Source organism: Caballeronia udeis, from assembly GCF_001544555.2.
Lineage (GTDB): Bacteria > Pseudomonadota > Gammaproteobacteria > Burkholderiales > Burkholderiaceae > Caballeronia > Caballeronia udeis.
The window spans coordinates 178,740-195,033 of record NZ_FCOK02000002.1 but is presented as its reverse complement, the minus strand read 5'-3'; the positions used below and the strand labels follow the sequence as shown (position 1 = coordinate 195,033).

The following is a 16,294-nucleotide window of genomic DNA, read 5'->3' as shown; positions in this document are numbered from 1 at the left end:
GTGCACATCGCATAAATCCTGCACCGGTGCACACCGCCGCCGGCGTCAGAATTCATCGGAGAGCCGGGGCTGGATATCGGCCAGCAAGATATCCGCCGATCCTTCCGCCAGATGCACGGTCAACGGCCGCTTTGGCTTCAACGCGTTCGGCGCGCGCACGGCACGTCCGGATTGCGTATCGATCAAAGCCGCGTAGCCGCGCTCGAGCGTGCGTTGCGGGCTCAACACCTGCAACCTCGCCGATAACTCCGACACCCGGGCCTCCGCCCGTTCATGCCGGCGCCCTTGCGAAACACTCAGGCGTTGTGCAAGACGCATCAGATGTTCCCGCTCGGCAGCAAGATCCGGACGCCAGCGTTGCCAGCGCATTTGCACGAGCGCAAAACGCGCGCGGGCGTCGCGGACCGGACGCGCGCCGGCCGACGCCAGCCGCACCGCCAGTTGCCGCAAATGCATGCGCTGACGTTCCAGCCGCTCGGCCGGGCTGACCAGCCGGCGCGCCAGCCAGTCGAGTTGCTGCGCGCGCCGTTCCATCATCCGGCCAAAGCCGCGCGCGAGCGTCGCATGCCGGTGATCGAGATCGCGCAGCAGTAACGCACGCTGCGGACTGACAAGTTCGGCGGCGGCGGTCGGCGTGGGCGCGCGGACATCGGCGGCGAAATCGGCGATGGTGAAATCCGTCTCGTGACCTACGCCGCTGACAACCGGCATCGTACTTTCGGCTATCGCGCGGGCGAGCACTTCCTCGTTGAACGCCCACAGATCTTCAATCGAACCGCCGCCGCGACACACGATCAACACATCGACCTCGCGGCGCGCGCTGGCCTCATCGACCATTGCCGCGAGCTTCGCGGCCACGCCCGCGCCCTGCACCGGTGCCGGATACACAATCACCGGCACGTGCGGCGCGCGCCGCGAGAGCGTGGTGAGCACGTCGCGCAACGCCGCCGCCTGCAACGACGTCACAATGCCGATTGCGCGCGGATGCTGCGGCAACGCACGTTTGCGCTCAGCGGCGAACAGGCCTTCGGCTTCGAGTTTCGCCTTCAGCTTCAGGAAGGCTTCGTACAAGCGCCCCTGGCCGGTCCGGCGCACCGCTTCCACACCGAGTTGCAACTCGCCGCGCGGTTCGTACATAGTGACCAGCCCGCGGACCTCGATCCGGTCCCCTTCTCGCGGCGTGAACTCGGCGTACTGTGCCCGGCCGCGGAACATCACGCAGCGCATCTGCGCCTGCGCGTCCTTGATCGAAAAGTACCAGTGGCCGCTCGCGGCTTTCGTAAAATTCGATACTTCACCCGATACCCAGACCAGCGGGAACGAGCGTTCGAGCATCGACCCGATCGCCCGGTTGAGCGCCGAAACGGGGATAACGGCATCGGCGCCGCCGGATAAACCGGATGAACCGGATGAAGCGAAGGGATCGGAGCTCATCGAAGAAAAAGGGGGTCGGTTGGGGTGAAAAACAAGCTTGAAAATACGCTGGCCTAAAGCCAGGCAAAGGGGCATCCGGGCAACGCTGCACGGCCAATGAACAAGGCATGGACGATAGACCAATCAGCATCCGAAGTGAAGCAAGTGTCCACAAAGCACAAGTTACCGGAAACTAACGGAAACGCGCATGAAATCCTGATGTACATCTCCTAAGCCTTTGTTTTTATTATGCTTTATGTCTAAAAATATTAAAAAGACCGATGCAAGTCTTTCCAGAAGCCGATTTCAGGCCGCGGCAGCCCAAGTTGTTCACAGAGTTATCCACAGGCGCTTTGTGTCCAGAATGGAGCATCGAATCCACCCGTTTGTCGGTCCGTTTATCTGCCCGCTTTTCTACCTGTCTATCTATCCGTTTTCGGGCGGCGCCCGAGCGTGTTTCGACACCGGACGGCGCGGTCCGATTTGCCCTTCGACTGGCGCCTGCGGCAACGCCGCGCTAGAGTGCCGGGTTCGAGGGCCGGCGCGACAATCGCCCTGCGTCGTCCAGCGGCCGCTTACCCTCTGCTTACCATTCGCTCATTTTCGGAGATCCGCCCCGATGCAAAGGTGCCGGCCGTTATCACGAACATTGCCCTTCCCCTCGCCGCTACACCGCCCTGCGTCGCTGTCGTCCCAAGCGCGTGCATCGTTCGCTCCTGACCACAAGGCGCGCCATGTCTGACTTCAAGCCGCCGATCGAAAATTTCCTCGCCCGCGAGTGGCGCAAGCGCGGCTGGGTCGCGTGGTCGCTGACGCCGTTCGCGTGCGTGTTCGGCCTGATCGCGGCCATTCGCCGCGCGTTCTTCGCGCTCGGCTGGATCAAGCAGGTGAACGTGGGCGTGCCGGTTGTAGTGGTCGGCAACGTGACGGTGGGCGGCACCGGCAAGACGCCGACGGTCATCGCCCTCGTCGAAGCACTGCGCGCCGCCGGCTTTCAGCCGGGCGTCGTCTCGCGCGGTTATGGCGCGAAGATCCACGAAGCCACGCGGGTGACGCCCGACAGCCAGCCCTCGGATGTCGGCGATGAACCCCTGCTGATCGCCCGCCGCACGCACGCGCCGGTGATGGTGTCGCCCGATCGCGTCGCGGCGGCGCAGGCGTTGCTGAAGGCGAATCCGTCGGTGGATGTGATCGTGAGCGACGACGGCCTGCAGCACTATCGCCTCGCGCGGGCGTTCGAACTCGTGGTCTTCGACGACCGTCTGGGCGGCAACGGTTTCCTCCTGCCGGCGGGCCCGCTGCGGGAATCCATGTCGCGGCACCGCGACGCCACGCTGATCAACAGCCCCTATGACCGCGCGTTGCCGCCGTGGCCGAACACGTTTTCGCTGGACCTGGCCACCGGCGACGCCTGGCTCCTCGACGACCCCGCCGTGCGCCGTCCGCTCAGCGCCTTCAAGGGCGAAAGGATCGCAGCGGCAGCGGGTATCGGATCGCCGGAACGGTTCTTCGCATCGCTGCGTGCCGCCGGACTCGTACCGGCCACGCGCGCGTTCCCGGACCACTACGATTATCGCGACAATCCGTTCTCCGGCATCGACGCCGATTCGATCCTGATCACCGAGAAGGATGCAGTAAAATTCGGGGCCTGGCGTGACGCGCGCATCTGGGTGGTTCCAGTCGAAGCCGTGCTCAGCCCCCGCCTCATCGCATTAGTTGTGGAGAAACTTCGTGGACGCACGCCTGCTTGAAATCCTTGTCTGCCCTATTTGCAAGACCCAGCTTACGTATGACCGCGCGGCGCAGGAACTCATCTGCAACGTCGACAAACTCGCTTACCCCATCCGCGACGGCATTCCCATCATGCTCCCGGACGAAGCCCGCCAGACCGTGGAAGGCACGCCCGTCGAACCGTTGAAACCTGCCGACGGAAATTGAGGCTTTAAATCGAGATTTTATGAACGCACACGTTCCGGTCGCGCCGCCCTTCATCGCCGTCGTGCCCGCACGGCTCGCGTCCACCCGCCTGCCGGACAAGCCGCTGGCGGATATCGGCGGCAAGCCGATGGTCGTGCGCGTCGCCGAACGCGCTCGTCTGTCGGGCGCGCTGCAGGTGGTGATTGCGACCGATTCTCCGCGCGTGATCGATGTCGCGAGGGAACATGGTTTCGAGGCGCTGCTCACCCGCGCCGATCATCCGAACGGCACGGACCGGCTCGCCGAAGTCGCGACGCATTTCGGCTGGAGCGACGACACCATCGTGGTCAACGTGCAGGGCGACGAGCCCTTGATCGACCCGGCGCTCGTGCGCAACGTGGCGGTGCATCTGGCGGCGAATCCGTCGTGTGCGATCGCGACCGCCGCGCATCCCATCCATGATCCGGCCGATGTCTTTAACCCGAACGTGGTGAAAGTCGTACTGGATTCGAAGAGCGTCGCGTTGTATTTTTCGCGCGCTCCGATTCCGTGGTCGCGTGACGCGTGGCAAAAGGACTGGCCTGATGTCGCCGCGCTCGGCGCACGTCTGCCCGTTCCCGCCAATGTGCTTCGCCATATCGGCTTGTATGCGTATCGCGCGAAGTTCCTGCGGGTTTATCCCACGCTGTCCGTCGCGCCGATCGAGGAAGCCGAGGCGCTCGAGCAACTGCGCGCGCTCTGGCACGGCGAGCGCATCGCGGTGCTGAAGACGAACGACGCGCCGCCGCCGGGTGTCGATACCCCCACCGATCTGGCCCGCGTCCGCGCGCTGTTCGGCACGTCGGTTTAACGGGGCGGGAAGCATGCGGTCGACGCTTTTCGCGTCGCGGCGATCTGCGTCCGGCCGCCGTTTGTTCCCCACGGTTTCCATCGCAGCCCTGCCGGTTCGCCTGCCGGGATATCGCACGGTTTTCACCGCGTCCTAGCGCGGCATCCCCCTTCCGATCAACTCGCGTTAACCCCCGCTGCACGCGACTTTCCGGGCTTTCCAGCCGCGGATTCGAGTCGCCATTGTGACGATGCGTGGCATAATCGATCGGTAGCGCGAGCCTTCCGGTCAGCGCCAACGCTCCTGAGCGCCCGTGTCGACTGGTGCCGCGCCGTCTCCTGAATTCGGCTCGTCGCGCCTCGTTTGCGGCTCCAGCCGAGCGATGTGCCACAGCGACCGGATGCAAGAATAAGCCTCGCAGCGCAGCGGTTTCTATTCGATTCGGAGATATCACCATGCGTTTGATCCTGTTGGGCGCCCCCGGCGCCGGCAAGGGCACCCAGGCCACCTTCATCAAGGAAAAGTTCGGCATCCCGCAGATCTCGACGGGCGACATGCTGCGCGCCGCCGTGAAAGCGGGCTCGCCGCTCGGCGTGGAAGCCAAGCGCTTCATGGACGCCGGCGAACTCGTGCCGGACACGCTCATCATCAATCTCGTGAAAGAACGCCTGCAGGACGCGGACTGCGCGAACGGCTATCTGTTCGACGGTTTCCCCCGCACGCTCCCCCAAGCCGACGCCATGAAGCAGGCCGGTGTTGCTATTGACTACGTGCTTGAGATCGACGTGCCGTTCGAGGACATCATCGAGCGCATGAGCGGGCGTCGCTCGCATGCGGCCTCGGGCCGGACGTATCACATCAAGTTCAATCCGCCGAAAGTGGAAGGCCACGACGACATCACCGGCGAGCCGCTGATCCAGCGCGACGACGACAAGGAAGAGACCGTGAAGAAGCGGCTCGACGTGTATGTCGCGCAGACCAAGCCGTTGATCGAGTACTACAACACGTGGTCGAAACATGGCGACAACAACGGCCTGAAGGCGCCGGAGTATCGGCGGATCTCGGGTCTTGGCACCGTCGATGAAATCCGCACGCGCGTATTCGATGCATTGACCTGATCGTTCCGAGCGCTCACATCCGGGCGCTCGGAGCACGCCTTCTGAAACCCGCTCGCGCTCCATCGGCCGAGCGGGTTTTTCGTTCTGAGCGATCCTCGGGACGGAACACGATTACGTATAACCCTCATCAAGGAGCACACAGCATGGACATCCAGGACAACGTTTTTCTCGTCACAGGCGGCGCATCGGGCCTCGGCGCGGCGACCGCGCAGCTTATCCGCGACCACGGCGGCAAGGTCGTACTAGCCGACATGAACGAAGCCGGCGGCGAGAAGCTGGCGAAGGAACTCGGCGGTGTGTTCGTGAAATGCGACGTGAGCCGCGAGGAAGACGGCCAGCGCGCCGTGGAAGCCGCGACGCAACTCGGCAGCTTGCGCGGACTCGTCAACTGCGCGGGAATCGCGCCGGCCGCGAAGACGGTGGGCAAGGATGGGCCGCATGCGCTCGATCTGTTCGCCAAGACTATCGGCGTGAACCTGATCGGCACGTTCAACATGATCCGGCTGGCGGCGGCTGCCATGTCGAAGAACGAACCGAATGCTGCGGGCGAACGGGGGGTGATCGTGAGCACGGCGTCGGTGGCCGCTTACGATGGCCAGATCGGCCAGGCGGCTTACGCGGCATCGAAAGGCGGTGTGGTGGGCATGACGCTGCCGATCGCGCGTGACCTGTCGCGCAACGGCATTCGTGTGATGACGATTGCTCCGGGCATCTTCGAAACGCCGATGCTGCTCGGCATGCCGCAGGAAGTGCAGGACGCGCTCGGCGCGATGGTGCCGTTCCCCTCGCGTCTTGGCAAACCGAGCGAGTACGCCATGCTGGTCAAGCAGATCTTCGACAACCCCATGCTCAATGGCGAAGTGATTCGCCTGGACGGCGCGATCCGGATGCAGCCGAAGTAATTGTCGGCTCGGCGGGGTTGGTAGCGGCCAGCTCATGAGCTCATCCACGAAGAAAAACGGCGGCCATCGCAATGATGGGCCGCCGTTTTTTAATGGGGTTTGAGACGTGAGGCTGAGAAAGCTGAAACAACCTACTCGCCGTTGTGCTGCGTACGCTGGCGCAACTCATGCAACTCCGTCTCCACGACGGTTGCGTCTTCGGCATCCGGCCGGTCGTCGAGGTACCGGCGCAGGTCTTCCATTGCCGGGCGCAAGTAATCCAGGCGGGCGTAGGCGAAGCCGCGATCACGCACTTCTTCAATACTTCCCGGCATCAGGATCACCAGCCGTTGCTGCACGGCGAGCAGCCGCTGCCAGCGTTCGGTCTGCAGATAAATGCTCTTCAGGTTGCGCAGCATTCGTCCGATGATTTCCCGCCGCGTGGCCGGCTGCAGCAAGATCCGCAGCGCGCTGCCAATGGACTCGCCCACTCGCTGCACATACGGCTCGAGCATCTCGACCATGGCCGACTCGGACAGGGATTGACCGGTAGTCGGATCGAGCATCACGTCGCCGTCGGGGGTGGTCACGCGCAGCAGGAAGTGCGCCGGGAACGACACGCCACGCACCGGAATTCCCAGTTGCTCGCTCATCTCGAGATACACGACGGCCAGCGAAATCGGAATCCCGCGACGCCGCTTGAGCACCATGTTCAGGTGGCTGTTATCGGGATCGTAGTAGTCGTTGAGATTGCTGGTGAAACCCAGCTCGCGGAAGAAAAAACGATTCAGCACGCCGATTTTTTGCTTGATGTCAGCGTCCTCGGGCATACGGCGGCGCACGCGCAAAACCAGCTCGTCGATCTCAGCCAGCACACCCTGCAAATCGAGATCCGGATACGCGTCCTGGGCAAGCGACAACGCCGCCTCGGTGAGCGGCAGACTCTCGTCCTCGGCCACTAGCGAGGTGAAATAGTCGAGGATGCGCGTCGTCGTCATCACAGAGTTCGCCTTCTGAAATACGCGTATTTAAAGCCCATCGCGGAGAGCATACCGAAATATAGCGCACCGAATACGACCAGGCTTGCACCGAGAAGCATGATTCGCTCCAGAGGTGCGGCACGCATGCCGATCCAGTCGAAATTGCCGGCCACCCAATGCATCACGCCCGCGAGCACGAGGCACGCGCCGACGAGTTGCGCGAAGAAGCGCATCCATCCTGGCGAGGGTTGGTAAATCCCGCGTTTCCTCAAGCCGATGAACAATAGCGTTGCATTCACGCAGGCGCCCAGCCCGATCGACAGTGTCAATCCGGCATGCGCGAAGATCGGCACGAAAATCAGGTTGCTGACCTGAATGGCGATCAACACGATGATGCCGATGATCACCGGCGTCTTGATGTCCTGCTTCGCGTAAAAACCGGGCGTGAGGATCTTGATGAGGATCAGTCCGACCAGCCCGACGCCGTACGCCGACAACGCGCGGCCGACCATGACGACGGAATGCGCATCGAATTTACCGTAATGGAACAGCGTGGCTGTCAGCGGTTCCGCGAAGAAAAACAGCGCGCATCCGCTTGGCGCGGCCATTAGGAACGTGATGCGCAGGCCCCAGTCGAGCAGCGCCGAATATTCGACCGGATCGGCGTCCACGTGCGCCTTCGAGAGGCTTGGCAACAGGATGGTGCCCAGCGCCGCGCCGAGCAGCGCGGTGGGAAACTCCATCAGACGATCCGAGTAATTGATCCACGACACAGCGCCCGGACCAAGCCGCGACGCAATGTTCGTATTGATGATCAGGCTCAGTTGGGCAACCGACACGCCAAACGTCATGGGGACCATCTTGATCAGCACGCGCTTGACGCCCGGATGCCGCAACGCCCGAAAGAAATTCAGGCCGATGCGCGGGATCATGTCGATCTTCTTGAGGCCGGGCAACTGCACGAGAAACTGCAGGACCCCGCCGACGATCACCGCATAGGCGAGCGCGTAGACCGGCACTTTCAGATGCGGCGCGAGGAAGACGGCGGCCCCGATGAACGACACGTTGAGCAGCACGGGCGCGAACGCGGGCAGGGAGAACTGCCGATAGGTGTTGAGCACCCCGGACGCCAGCGATGTCAGCGAAATGAAGATGATGTACGGGAACATGATCTGGGTCATGGTCACCGCGAGGCCGAACGCGTGACCGTCGTGTTCCAGTCCCGAGGCGACCGCAAACACGACCCAGGACGCACCCGCCACGCCTGCCAGTGACACAACGGCAAGCGCCCAGGCGAGCACGGTCGACATGGCGTCGACGAGGGCCTTGGTGGCGTCGTGGCCTTCCGTGTTCTTGAACTCGGCCAGGATAGGCACGAACGCCTGCGAGAACGCTCCTTCGGCGGACAAGCGCCGCAACAGGTTCGGTATGCGGAAGGCGACGTAGAATGCGTCGGTGAATTGACTGGCGCCGAAGGCTCGCGCGATCAGCGTTTCGCGGACCAGGCCGGTCACGCGGGAAAGCAGCGTGAAGCCGCTGACCGTCAGTAGGGCTCGGAATAGATTCATGGGGCGCTTATTATACGGGCCGCATTATGAACGCGAGACGTTGCAACCATTGGCGATTCGTTAGAATTTGCAACTTCGGTCGCGTGCAGGCAGCTGAGCGTACTTGCCGATACTTGCCGATACCCTCGGATACCGGTTACGGTTCGGCGGGGTTGATTCCCTGCGACACCCGGCAAAAACCGGCCGCGCTTGCCAGTCCCATGATTTCGTTGCTATAATCGCCGGTTTCGAAGCTCCTGAATCCGCTTTCGGCACTTTTACGCAAGTTGCGAAGTAACTTGTCAACTTGTAAAAAGGGCGCCTGCAAGCACGGCGGCTTCACGTCTTCTTTCGACGTTTTTGCGCTTTCGGGCAATCGATCCCGAGGGTTTGATCATAAACAGCGCATCGGATTGACCTCGTTTTATCTTGTGTGGAGTCGGGCCAGCTTCGAGCTGAATCCCATCCAGAAGCAGAACGGGAAGCGCTGAAACACATAGCTGGAACAGGATAAGGAACCGTCATGGCAAATACCGCACAAGCCCGCAAGCGCGCCCGTCAAGGCGCCAAGGCAAACTCGCACAACTCGGCGCTGCGCTCGAAATTCCGCACCGCCATCAAGGCCGTTCGCAAGGCGATCGACGCCGGCGACCAAGCCAAGGCTGCAGAAATCTACAAGACGTCGGTCAAGACCATCGACATCATTGCGGACAAGCGCATCGTCCACAAGAACAAGGCTGCTCGCCATAAGAGCCGTCTGTCGGCCGCTATCAAGGGTCTGCAAGCACCTGCTGCTTAAGGATTCTGGTTGTCGCCCTTTTGCGTGTCTTTACTTTGACGGGCGCGTGACAGGCTGCAGCTTTGCTTTTGTTCCGATTTGTCCTGACGCTTAAAACAGCAAACGGCAACAAAAGACAGCAACAAAAAAACCCGCTAATGGCGGGTTTTTTGTCGTGTGCTTCGAAAAGAGGCCTTCTCAAAGACCCCTCCCGCTCAGTTAGCCGCGCGGTCAGCCATGTTGTTGCTGCGTGGCGTGATGAGGCGGCAATTCGCACGCCTCCGTCACAAGCAGGTCATTGTCTTTGGCGAAGTTCATCACGAAATCGAAAGCCATAGGCTCAATGTCGCGCAAGCGGGAATCGAGGATCACCGTCTTCACGTTGCCGAGCAAGGTCGGGCGTACATAGATGGAATATTGCAGCCGGGCATTCGGACCGCGCTTGCCCGGGCCGAACCCGGACATCACGCCGCAAAGCCGTTCCGACCAGTCGCTTGGCCGAAAAGTCTTGCCGTTCGACGTAATGCCCTGAATGAAGTATTCGGTTGGAATTGTTTCGGCCATGTAGGAATACCTGTTTGACGACCGGCGGAGAACGCCGGCGAACGCGCATGCATGGTTGGCAAGGTGAACCGGAAAGTTATCGGCTACAACCTCCGGCGCTGAATTCCGCCTCGTCCGGCAGCGTCGCGGCCGGTGAGACCCGGCCCCTTTCTTCGACCTGCATCCACCCGCTCATCGACCACTCGTTGGCCACTCATTGACCGAACTGCGACGTCGCCCGAGTCGCCTTGGGGACGGCAATCAACTCATGATGACTCCCGTACACGACTGCCAGGCAAGCACGCAGGTACATGCGAGACGCACTCGCGTGGCAGCGAACTGGCTGACTCCCTGCTCTGACTCTTCCTGCTCTGACCGCGCAACACTGCGCTAAATCTGTGGGTTGAGTCCGCGGATTGACTCCGCAGGTTAAGTCCGCTTAAGCCCGTGAGTGGATCTGCTTCGTAAGCAGTCGAAAAGCGTCAGGACCGCCGGAGAAACCTCGCAGATTATACAGCAGAGGCCCTTTTTCCGCACTGCACACAAAGCCTCTAAACCGCTCCAGACGGCGTATGGCGGCGCGCATCGGCTATTTGGCGACCTCGTCAAACGCCGGAAATTCCTTTATGCTGAAATTCGATACCACCACGACGGCGGCGCCGTCCGGCGAATTTGCCGGCTGAAGCCGCCGTACGCATTTTTCATGACCGAAAAAAAAATTCGCCATTATTTGCAGTTCAAGGATTTCTCTCTCGACGACTATGACTACGTGCTCGAACGCGCCCGTATTCTGAAGCGCAAGTTCAAGAGCTACGAGACCTACCATCCGCTGCACGACCGCACGCTGGCGATGATCTTCGAGAAGAATTCAACGCGTACGCGGCTCTCGTTCGAAGCGGGTATCTTCCAGCTTGGCGGCCACGCCGTGTTCCTCAGCACGCGCGACACCCAGCTCGGCCGCGGCGAACCGATCGAGGACGCTGCGCAAGTGGTGTCGCGCATGGTGGACATCATCATGATCCGAACGTTCGGCCAGCACATCATCCAGCGCTTCGCCGAGAATTCCCGCGTGCCCGTGATCAACGGTCTGACGAACGAATATCACCCGTGCCAGGTGCTGGCCGACGTCTTCACCTACTACGAACTGCGCGGACCGATCGCGGGGAAAACCGTGGCCTGGGTCGGCGACGCGAACAACATGCTGTACACGTGGATCGAAGCGGCGCAAATCCTCGGCTTCAAGTTGCGCCTGTCCACGCCGCCCGGCTACACGCTCGACCATTCACTGGTTTCTCCCGACAGCGCGCCGTTCTACGAAGAATTCGCCGATCCGAACGACGCCTGCACCGGGGCCGACCTCGTCACCACGGACGTCTGGACCAGCATGGGCTTCGAAGCCGAGAACGAAGTGCGCAAGAAAGCCTTCGCGGACTGGTGCGTCGACTCCGACATGATGGCGCGCGCTCATCCGGACGCCCTCTTCATGCACTGCCTGCCGGCGCATCGCGGCGAGGAAGTGAGCGCGGACGTGATCGACGGTCCGCAGAGCGTGGTCTGGGACGAAGCCGAAAACAGGCTGCACGTCCAGAAGGCATTGATGGAATACCTGTTGCTCGGCAAACTCAATCATTGAGCTGCTTGATTGAGCGGCACAATCCCAGCCGATTGCAGCGTTTAGCCAAGCGTGCGGCGTTTCTGTCGAAACGCCGCATCGCCCCAAAAATGCGGAACAGCCGCCATTTGATGTCAAAATAGCGGTTTTCCGCGCGCTGAAAGCCCGGCGCACACCGTTTTCCAGCCATACGAGTTCACCATGAGCGATATCAAAAAAGTCGTGCTCGCCTACTCAGGCGGCCTCGATACCTCCGTCATCCTGAAGTGGTTGCAGGACAACTACGACGCCGAAGTCGTGACGTTCACCGCTGACATCGGTCAGGGCGAAGAACTCGAACCGGCGCGCAAGAAAGCGCTGCAACTCGGCATCAAGCAGGACAACATCTTTATCGAAGATCTGCGTGAGGAATTTGTCCGCGACTTCGTGTTCCCAATGTTCCGCGCCAACACCATCTATGAAGGTGAGTACCTGCTCGGCACGTCGATCGCGCGTCCGCTGATCGCGAAACGCCAGATCGAGATCGCCCGTGCGGTTGGTGCGCAATCCGTGTCGCATGGGGCAACCGGCAAGGGCAACGACCAGGTGCGTTTCGAGTTGGGTTATTACTCGCTCGAGCCGGGTATCAAGGTGATCGCGCCGTGGCGCGAATGGGATCTGTTGTCGCGTGAAAAGCTGCTGGCTTACGCGGAAAAGGCCGGCATTCCGATCGAAATGAAGCATAAGCAAGGCGGCGCGCCCTACTCCATGGACGCGAACCTGCTGCATATTTCGTTCGAAGGGCGTCACCTGGAAGATCCGAAGGCCGAAGCCGAAGCCGATATGTGGCGCTGGACGGTTGCGCCCGAAGACGCGCCGGATCAACCGGAATATCTGGATATCGAATATGAGAAGGGCGATCCGGTTGCGCTGAACGGCAAGCGTTTGTCGCCGGCGGACATGCTGACGGCATTGAACGCGATTGGCGGCAAGCACGGCATTGGCCGGCTGGATCTGGTCGAGAACCGCTATGTCGGCATGAAGTCGCGCGGTTGTTATGAAACGCCGGGCGGCACGATCATGCTCAAGGCACATCGCGGGATTGAGTCGATCACGCTGGATCGTGAAGTGGCGCACCTGAAGGACGATCTGATGCCGCGTTACGCCGCGTTGATTTACAACGGCTACTGGTGGAGCCCAGAGCGGCGCGCGCTGCAAGTGCTGATCGACCACACGCAGGACAAGGTCAACGGCTGGACGCGCGTGAAGCTGTACAAGGGCAGCGTGACGGTGGTTGCGCGTGATTCGAAGGAAACGCTGTTCGACAAGAACATCGCAACGTTCGATGACGACGGTGGCGCGTACGATCAAGCCGACGCTGGCGGGTTCATCAAGCTGAACGCCCTGCGCATGCGGATTGCCGAGAATGCACGTCGCAAGCGTGGCGGTTGAGTTAGCCCGGTTTGGTTGAAGTTGTGAAGTTGAAATGAAAAACCCGCCAACGGCGGGTTTTTTGTTGGTGGAGCAATTTCTGTTGTTCCGGTTGCGTCCCGCGCAGCTTTAAATCAAAGACACACCGGCTCCGCTTCAAGCTCGACCGCGAAACGCGCGTGCACGTCGCGTTTGATTGCGTCGGCGAGTTCGAGGATTTGTGCGCCCGACGCACCGCCGCGGTTCACCAGGACCAGCGCCTGCCGGTCGTGCACGGCGGCGGCTCCGATCGCGCGGCCTTTCCAGCCGCATCGGTCGATCAGCCAGCCGGCGGCCAATTTGAACTGCCCGTCCTGCTGCCGATACGACACCAGTTCCGGCTCAAGCGCCTTCAACGCATTGAATGCGGTTGCGCTCACCACCGGGTTCTTGAAAAAGCTGCCGGCATTCCCGAGCACCCGCCAGTCGGGTAACTTGGCCTGACGCACAGCGACGACCGCATCGAAGATAGCCTGCGGATTGTTCGCGCCGCTGGTCTCGAGCACGCGCGCGATATCCGCGTAATCTGCTCGTGGCGTCCACGCTTTCGGCAGACGAAAAGTCACCGATACGATCACAAAACGCCCACGCCCTTCCTGCTTGAAAAAACTGTCGCGGTAACCGAACGCGCACGCATCGCGATCAAATTCCCGCGTTTCTCCCGTCGATAATTCAATCGCCCGCAAACGCTCGAAGCGCTCACCCATTTCCAGCCCGTAGGCGCCTATGTTCTGGATCGGCGCCGCGCCCACCGTGCCGGGAATCAGCGCAAGGTTTTCGAGCCCGGGCAAGCCATGCGACAAGGTCCACGCGACGAATTCGTGCCAGTTCTCCCCTGCGCCGGCTTCTACAAAAACGGCGCCATGATCTTCGTGAATCACACGACGGCCGCGCAGTTCCACAAGCAACGCAACCCCATCGAAATTGCGCGTCAGCACGACGTTGCTGCCGCCGCCGAGCACCAGTTGCCGCATGCCGCTTAGACGCGCGTCGCGAGCAAGCGCCGGGATCTGCGCTTCTTCCGTCAGCCGAACGGCATGCTTGGCGCGGACGTCGAAACCGAACGTGTTATGCCCAAGCAGCGGGTAATCGGAGAGAAGTTGGAACTCGGACATTGAGGAAACGTTTGGGTCAGGATCGGGGGTGGCCTTGGGCAAACCGGGACGGCATCGGTAGAATGATGGTGGTCCGTGATTATAGCGAGTGCGTGCGAGCCTTACGCCACGCCTCGCATCAACGAAGGGGAATGCAGATGCCATCGTTTGACGTCGTCAGCGAAGCAAACATGATCGAGGTGAAAAACGCCATCGAACAATCGAACAAGGAAATTGCCACGCGCTTCGACTTCAAGGGTTCGGACGCGCGCGTCGAGCAAAAGGATCGTGAACTGACGCTTTTTGCCGACGACGATTTCAAGCTCGGCCAGGTCAAGGACGTGGTGTTGTCGAAACTCGCGAAACGCAATGTGGACGTGCGGTTTCTCGATTACGGCAAGATCGAGAAGATTGGCGGCGACAAGTTGAAGCAAGTCGTCGAGATCAAGAAGGGTGTAACCGGCGATCTGGCGAAGAAAATCGTCAGGATAATCAAGGACAGCAAGATCAAGGTCCAGGCCAGTATTCAGGGCGACTCGGTGCGCATCAACGGCACGAAGCGCGATGACCTGCAAAGCGCCATTGCGTTGCTGAAGAAGGACGTGACGGATACGCCGCTGGATTTTAATAATTTCCGCGATTGAGCGTGGTGTTCGCCGGGTGCGTGGGTTTGGCTAATCGGTAGTCGGGCGTTGAGTTGTTGTTGATCTGCAGTTATTTCCATTTTGGAACACGCTGCTGAAGCAGGAAAAACCCACCCCCAACCCACCCCATCTACCGTTCGATCGCTGCGAGACAATGATTAAAAGAAAGCCGCCTTCAGGGCGGCTTTCTTCATTCCTGCTTTCGCTGCACGCGGTTTTACAGCGTTTTATTCAACCGCTTCAGCCGCCCGCTTCTTCTCCCCGATCCGGCTTTCCTTGCCATCCAGCAGCTTCTTGATATTGCCGCGATGCCGCCAGATCAGCAGCGCGCTCATCGCTGCAACCGCCAGCGAGATACGGCTGGGGCCGAAAAGAAAGACATCGAAGAACGGCGCGAACACCGCCGACACCAGCGCCGCCAGCGACGAATACCGGAAGAAAAACGCAATGATCACCCACGTCAGCAAAGTGGCCAGCCCCAGCACCGGGTTGATGGCGAGCAGCACGCCCGCTGCCGTCGCTACGCCCTTGCCGCCCTGGAACTTGAAGAATATCGGGAACAAATGCCCGAGAAACACCGCGATGGCGGCCAGCGCGACAGCCGTGGAATCAAGCCCGAACCGGGCGCCGAAATGCACGACGAACCACACGGGCAACCAGCCTTTGAACGCATCGCCGAGCAGCGTCAGGACGGCCGCCAGCTTGTTGCCGGTACGCAGCACGTTCGTTGCGCCCGGGTTGCCGGAACCGTACGAACGCGGGTCGGCAAGACCCATGGCCGAACTGACAACCACCGCAAACGAGATCGAGCCGATCAGGTAAGCCACCACAGCGACAATCACATTGTTCATTGATTTCTTCTTATCTTCGGGAACAGAAACAGAAGCGGGCGCAAGACTTCAGGACGCGCATTTTAATCGACGCTCGCGCAACTCACGGGCGTAGCCTTCAGCAGGTCAGTCAGGACCGGCGGCGCAATGCTCACCAGATACCCGCGCCGCCCGCCGTTCAGATAGATTGTGTCGAGGTCCAGGATGCTGGATTCCACGTACACCGGCATTGCCTTCCTCGTGCCAAATGGCGATGTGCCGCCGATCAGGAAACCCGAATGCCGGTTGGCCACTTCCGGCTTGCACGGCTCAACGCGCTTCGCGCCAATCTGCCGGGCAAGATTCTTGGTCGAGACCGTTTTGTCGCCGTGCATGAGCACGATCAGCGGCTTCGCTTGTTCGTCCTCCATCACGAGCGTCTTGACCACGCAATGTTCGTCCACACCAAGCTGGCGCGCCGATTCTTCCGTGCCACCATGCTCGACATACTCATAAGGATGCTCGCCAAAAGCGACCTTGTGCCGGCGCAAAAACTGCGTCGCGGGGGTCTCGGAAATGTGTTTTACCTTGGACATGACGGCATTGTAGCGGCGCGAAAGCACGGCCACCATCGGCCGAACGGTCAATTGTGCAGGCCGATTTACTGTGGCACGATCGTT

General features: G+C 61.0%; 17 protein-coding genes. 9 read left to right on the top strand and 8 right to left on the bottom strand.

Annotated elements, in window-relative coordinates; translation table 11 throughout:
* Positions 1-45: 45 nt before the first annotated feature.
* Complete coding sequence (gene xseA / locus AWB69_RS02480; protein ID WP_062081744.1) at positions 46-1,434, bottom strand: exodeoxyribonuclease VII large subunit; 1,389 nt, start codon at positions 1,432-1,434, stop codon at positions 46-48.
* Positions 1,435-2,147: 713 nt separating this feature from the next.
* On the opposite strand from xseA, the gene lpxK reads away from it, so the two are divergent.
* From lpxK to AWB69_RS02455, 5 genes are all read left to right on the top strand, one after another.
* Positions 2,148-3,164 (top strand): tetraacyldisaccharide 4'-kinase, encoded by a 1,017-nt coding sequence (lpxK, locus tag AWB69_RS02475; RefSeq protein WP_062081742.1) that lies wholly within the window; start codon positions 2,148-2,150, stop codon positions 3,162-3,164.
* The gene (locus AWB69_RS02470; RefSeq protein ID WP_062081740.1) at positions 3,145-3,351 is read left to right on the top strand and encodes a Trm112 family protein; all 207 of its coding nucleotides are present in this window, start codon (positions 3,145-3,147) and stop codon (positions 3,349-3,351) included. Before lpxK ends, AWB69_RS02470 begins: the two co-directional genes overlap by 20 nt.
* Positions 3,352-3,370: 19 nt before the next feature.
* Positions 3,371-4,180: a 3-deoxy-manno-octulosonate cytidylyltransferase gene (gene kdsB, locus AWB69_RS02465; RefSeq protein ID WP_062081738.1), complete on the top strand. Its 810-nt coding sequence runs from the start codon at positions 3,371-3,373 to the stop codon at positions 4,178-4,180.
* Between the two features lie 434 nt (positions 4,181-4,614).
* On the top strand, positions 4,615-5,277 hold the full coding sequence (gene adk / locus AWB69_RS02460; RefSeq protein ID WP_062081735.1) for an adenylate kinase: 663 nt from the start codon (positions 4,615-4,617) through the stop codon (positions 5,275-5,277).
* A 143-nt stretch (positions 5,278-5,420) separates the two neighbouring features.
* Positions 5,421-6,179, top strand: coding sequence for a 3-hydroxyacyl-CoA dehydrogenase (locus AWB69_RS02455; RefSeq protein WP_062081733.1), 759 nt, complete (start codon positions 5,421-5,423; stop codon positions 6,177-6,179).
* Positions 6,180-6,310: 131 nt separating this feature from the next.
* Here AWB69_RS02455 and AWB69_RS02450 read toward each other — a convergent pair whose 3' ends face one another.
* Both AWB69_RS02450 and murJ read right to left on the bottom strand, forming a co-directional pair.
* Entirely contained in the window at positions 6,311-7,156 is an 846-nt protein-coding gene (locus AWB69_RS02450) for a SirB1 family protein (protein WP_062081731.1), read from the bottom strand.
* On the bottom strand, positions 7,156-8,706 hold the full coding sequence (gene murJ, locus AWB69_RS02445) for a murein biosynthesis integral membrane protein MurJ (RefSeq protein WP_062081728.1): 1,551 nt from the start codon (positions 8,704-8,706) through the stop codon (positions 7,156-7,158). Before murJ ends, AWB69_RS02450 begins: the two co-directional genes overlap by 1 nt.
* A gap of 502 nt (positions 8,707-9,208) precedes the next feature.
* Here murJ and rpsT point away from each other — a divergent pair.
* Complete coding sequence (gene rpsT, locus AWB69_RS02435) at positions 9,209-9,484, top strand: 30S ribosomal protein S20 (RefSeq protein ID WP_031361387.1); 276 nt, start codon at positions 9,209-9,211, stop codon at positions 9,482-9,484.
* 210 nt (positions 9,485-9,694) lie between these two features.
* Here the strand turns inward: rpsT and AWB69_RS02430 are convergent, their stop codons facing one another.
* On the bottom strand, positions 9,695-10,027 hold the full coding sequence (locus tag AWB69_RS02430) for a DUF3579 domain-containing protein (RefSeq protein ID WP_062081724.1): 333 nt from the start codon (positions 10,025-10,027) through the stop codon (positions 9,695-9,697).
* A 682-nt stretch (positions 10,028-10,709) separates the two neighbouring features.
* On the opposite strand from AWB69_RS02430, the gene argF reads away from it, so the two are divergent.
* On the top strand, positions 10,710-11,639 hold the full coding sequence (gene argF / locus AWB69_RS02425) for an ornithine carbamoyltransferase (RefSeq protein WP_062081722.1): 930 nt from the start codon (positions 10,710-10,712) through the stop codon (positions 11,637-11,639).
* Here the strand turns inward: argF and AWB69_RS02420 are convergent.
* Positions 11,629-11,808, bottom strand: coding sequence for a hypothetical protein (locus tag AWB69_RS02420; RefSeq protein ID WP_062081720.1), 180 nt, complete (start codon positions 11,806-11,808; stop codon positions 11,629-11,631). The genes argF and AWB69_RS02420 overlap by 11 nt on opposite strands.
* Before the next feature lie 11 nt (positions 11,809-11,819).
* On the opposite strand from AWB69_RS02420, the gene AWB69_RS02415 reads away from it, so the two are divergent.
* Positions 11,820-13,049, top strand: coding sequence for an argininosuccinate synthase (locus AWB69_RS02415; protein ID WP_062081718.1), 1,230 nt, complete (start codon positions 11,820-11,822; stop codon positions 13,047-13,049).
* A 113-nt stretch (positions 13,050-13,162) separates the two neighbouring features.
* On the opposite strand, the gene murB is transcribed toward AWB69_RS02415, so the two are convergent.
* Positions 13,163-14,182 carry a UDP-N-acetylmuramate dehydrogenase gene (gene murB, locus AWB69_RS02410; RefSeq protein ID WP_062081715.1) on the bottom strand — a complete coding sequence of 340 codons (1,020 nt, stop codon included), beginning with the start codon at positions 14,180-14,182 and terminating at the stop codon, positions 13,163-13,165.
* A gap of 137 nt (positions 14,183-14,319) precedes the next feature.
* Between murB and AWB69_RS02405 the strand changes: the two genes are divergently transcribed.
* Positions 14,320-14,805, top strand: a complete 486-nt coding sequence (locus AWB69_RS02405; RefSeq protein ID WP_062081973.1) for a YajQ family cyclic di-GMP-binding protein — start codon at positions 14,320-14,322, stop codon at positions 14,803-14,805.
* A 227-nt stretch (positions 14,806-15,032) separates the two neighbouring features.
* Here the strand turns inward: AWB69_RS02405 and plsY are convergent, their stop codons facing one another.
* Together plsY and ybaK are read right to left on the bottom strand one after the other, a co-directional pair.
* Positions 15,033-15,656 (bottom strand): glycerol-3-phosphate 1-O-acyltransferase PlsY, encoded by a 624-nt coding sequence (plsY, locus tag AWB69_RS02400; protein ID WP_062081713.1) that lies wholly within the window; start codon positions 15,654-15,656, stop codon positions 15,033-15,035.
* 62 nt (positions 15,657-15,718) lie between these two features.
* The gene (gene ybaK / locus AWB69_RS02395) at positions 15,719-16,210 is read right to left on the bottom strand and encodes a Cys-tRNA(Pro) deacylase (protein WP_062081971.1); all 492 of its coding nucleotides are present in this window, start codon (positions 16,208-16,210) and stop codon (positions 15,719-15,721) included.
* Positions 16,211-16,294 lie beyond the last annotated feature (84 nt).

What these genes read in the sequence shown, in the direction of transcription:
- xseA (WP_062081744.1), bottom strand. Translation starts at nt 1,434, where the DNA reads ATGAGCTCCGATCCCTTCGCTTCATCCGGTTCATCCGGTTTATCCGGC.
- lpxK (WP_062081742.1), top strand. Translation starts at nt 2,148, where the DNA reads ATGTCTGACTTCAAGCCGCCGATCGAAAATTTCCTCGCCCGCGAGTGG.
- kdsB (WP_062081738.1), top strand. Translation starts at nt 3,371, where the DNA reads ATGAACGCACACGTTCCGGTCGCGCCGCCCTTCATCGCCGTCGTGCCC.
- adk (WP_062081735.1), top strand. Translation starts at nt 4,615, where the DNA reads ATGCGTTTGATCCTGTTGGGCGCCCCCGGCGCCGGCAAGGGCACCCAG.
- AWB69_RS02455 (WP_062081733.1), top strand. Translation starts at nt 5,421, where the DNA reads ATGGACATCCAGGACAACGTTTTTCTCGTCACAGGCGGCGCATCGGGC.
- AWB69_RS02450 (WP_062081731.1), bottom strand. Translation starts at nt 7,156, where the DNA reads ATGACGACGACGCGCATCCTCGACTATTTCACCTCGCTAGTGGCCGAG.
- murJ (WP_062081728.1), bottom strand. Translation starts at nt 8,706, where the DNA reads ATGAATCTATTCCGAGCCCTACTGACGGTCAGCGGCTTCACGCTGCTT.
- rpsT (WP_031361387.1), top strand. Translation starts at nt 9,209, where the DNA reads ATGGCAAATACCGCACAAGCCCGCAAGCGCGCCCGTCAAGGCGCCAAG.
- AWB69_RS02430 (WP_062081724.1), bottom strand. Translation starts at nt 10,027, where the DNA reads ATGGCCGAAACAATTCCAACCGAATACTTCATTCAGGGCATTACGTCG.
- argF (WP_062081722.1), top strand. Translation starts at nt 10,710, where the DNA reads ATGACCGAAAAAAAAATTCGCCATTATTTGCAGTTCAAGGATTTCTCT.
- AWB69_RS02420 (WP_062081720.1), bottom strand. Translation starts at nt 11,808, where the DNA reads ATGGCTGGAAAACGGTGTGCGCCGGGCTTTCAGCGCGCGGAAAACCGC.
- AWB69_RS02415 (WP_062081718.1), top strand. Translation starts at nt 11,820, where the DNA reads ATGAGCGATATCAAAAAAGTCGTGCTCGCCTACTCAGGCGGCCTCGAT.
- murB (WP_062081715.1), bottom strand. Translation starts at nt 14,182, where the DNA reads ATGTCCGAGTTCCAACTTCTCTCCGATTACCCGCTGCTTGGGCATAAC.
- AWB69_RS02405 (WP_062081973.1), top strand. Translation starts at nt 14,320, where the DNA reads ATGCCATCGTTTGACGTCGTCAGCGAAGCAAACATGATCGAGGTGAAA.
- plsY (WP_062081713.1), bottom strand. Translation starts at nt 15,656, where the DNA reads ATGAACAATGTGATTGTCGCTGTGGTGGCTTACCTGATCGGCTCGATC.
- ybaK (WP_062081971.1), bottom strand. Translation starts at nt 16,210, where the DNA reads ATGTCCAAGGTAAAACACATTTCCGAGACCCCCGCGACGCAGTTTTTG.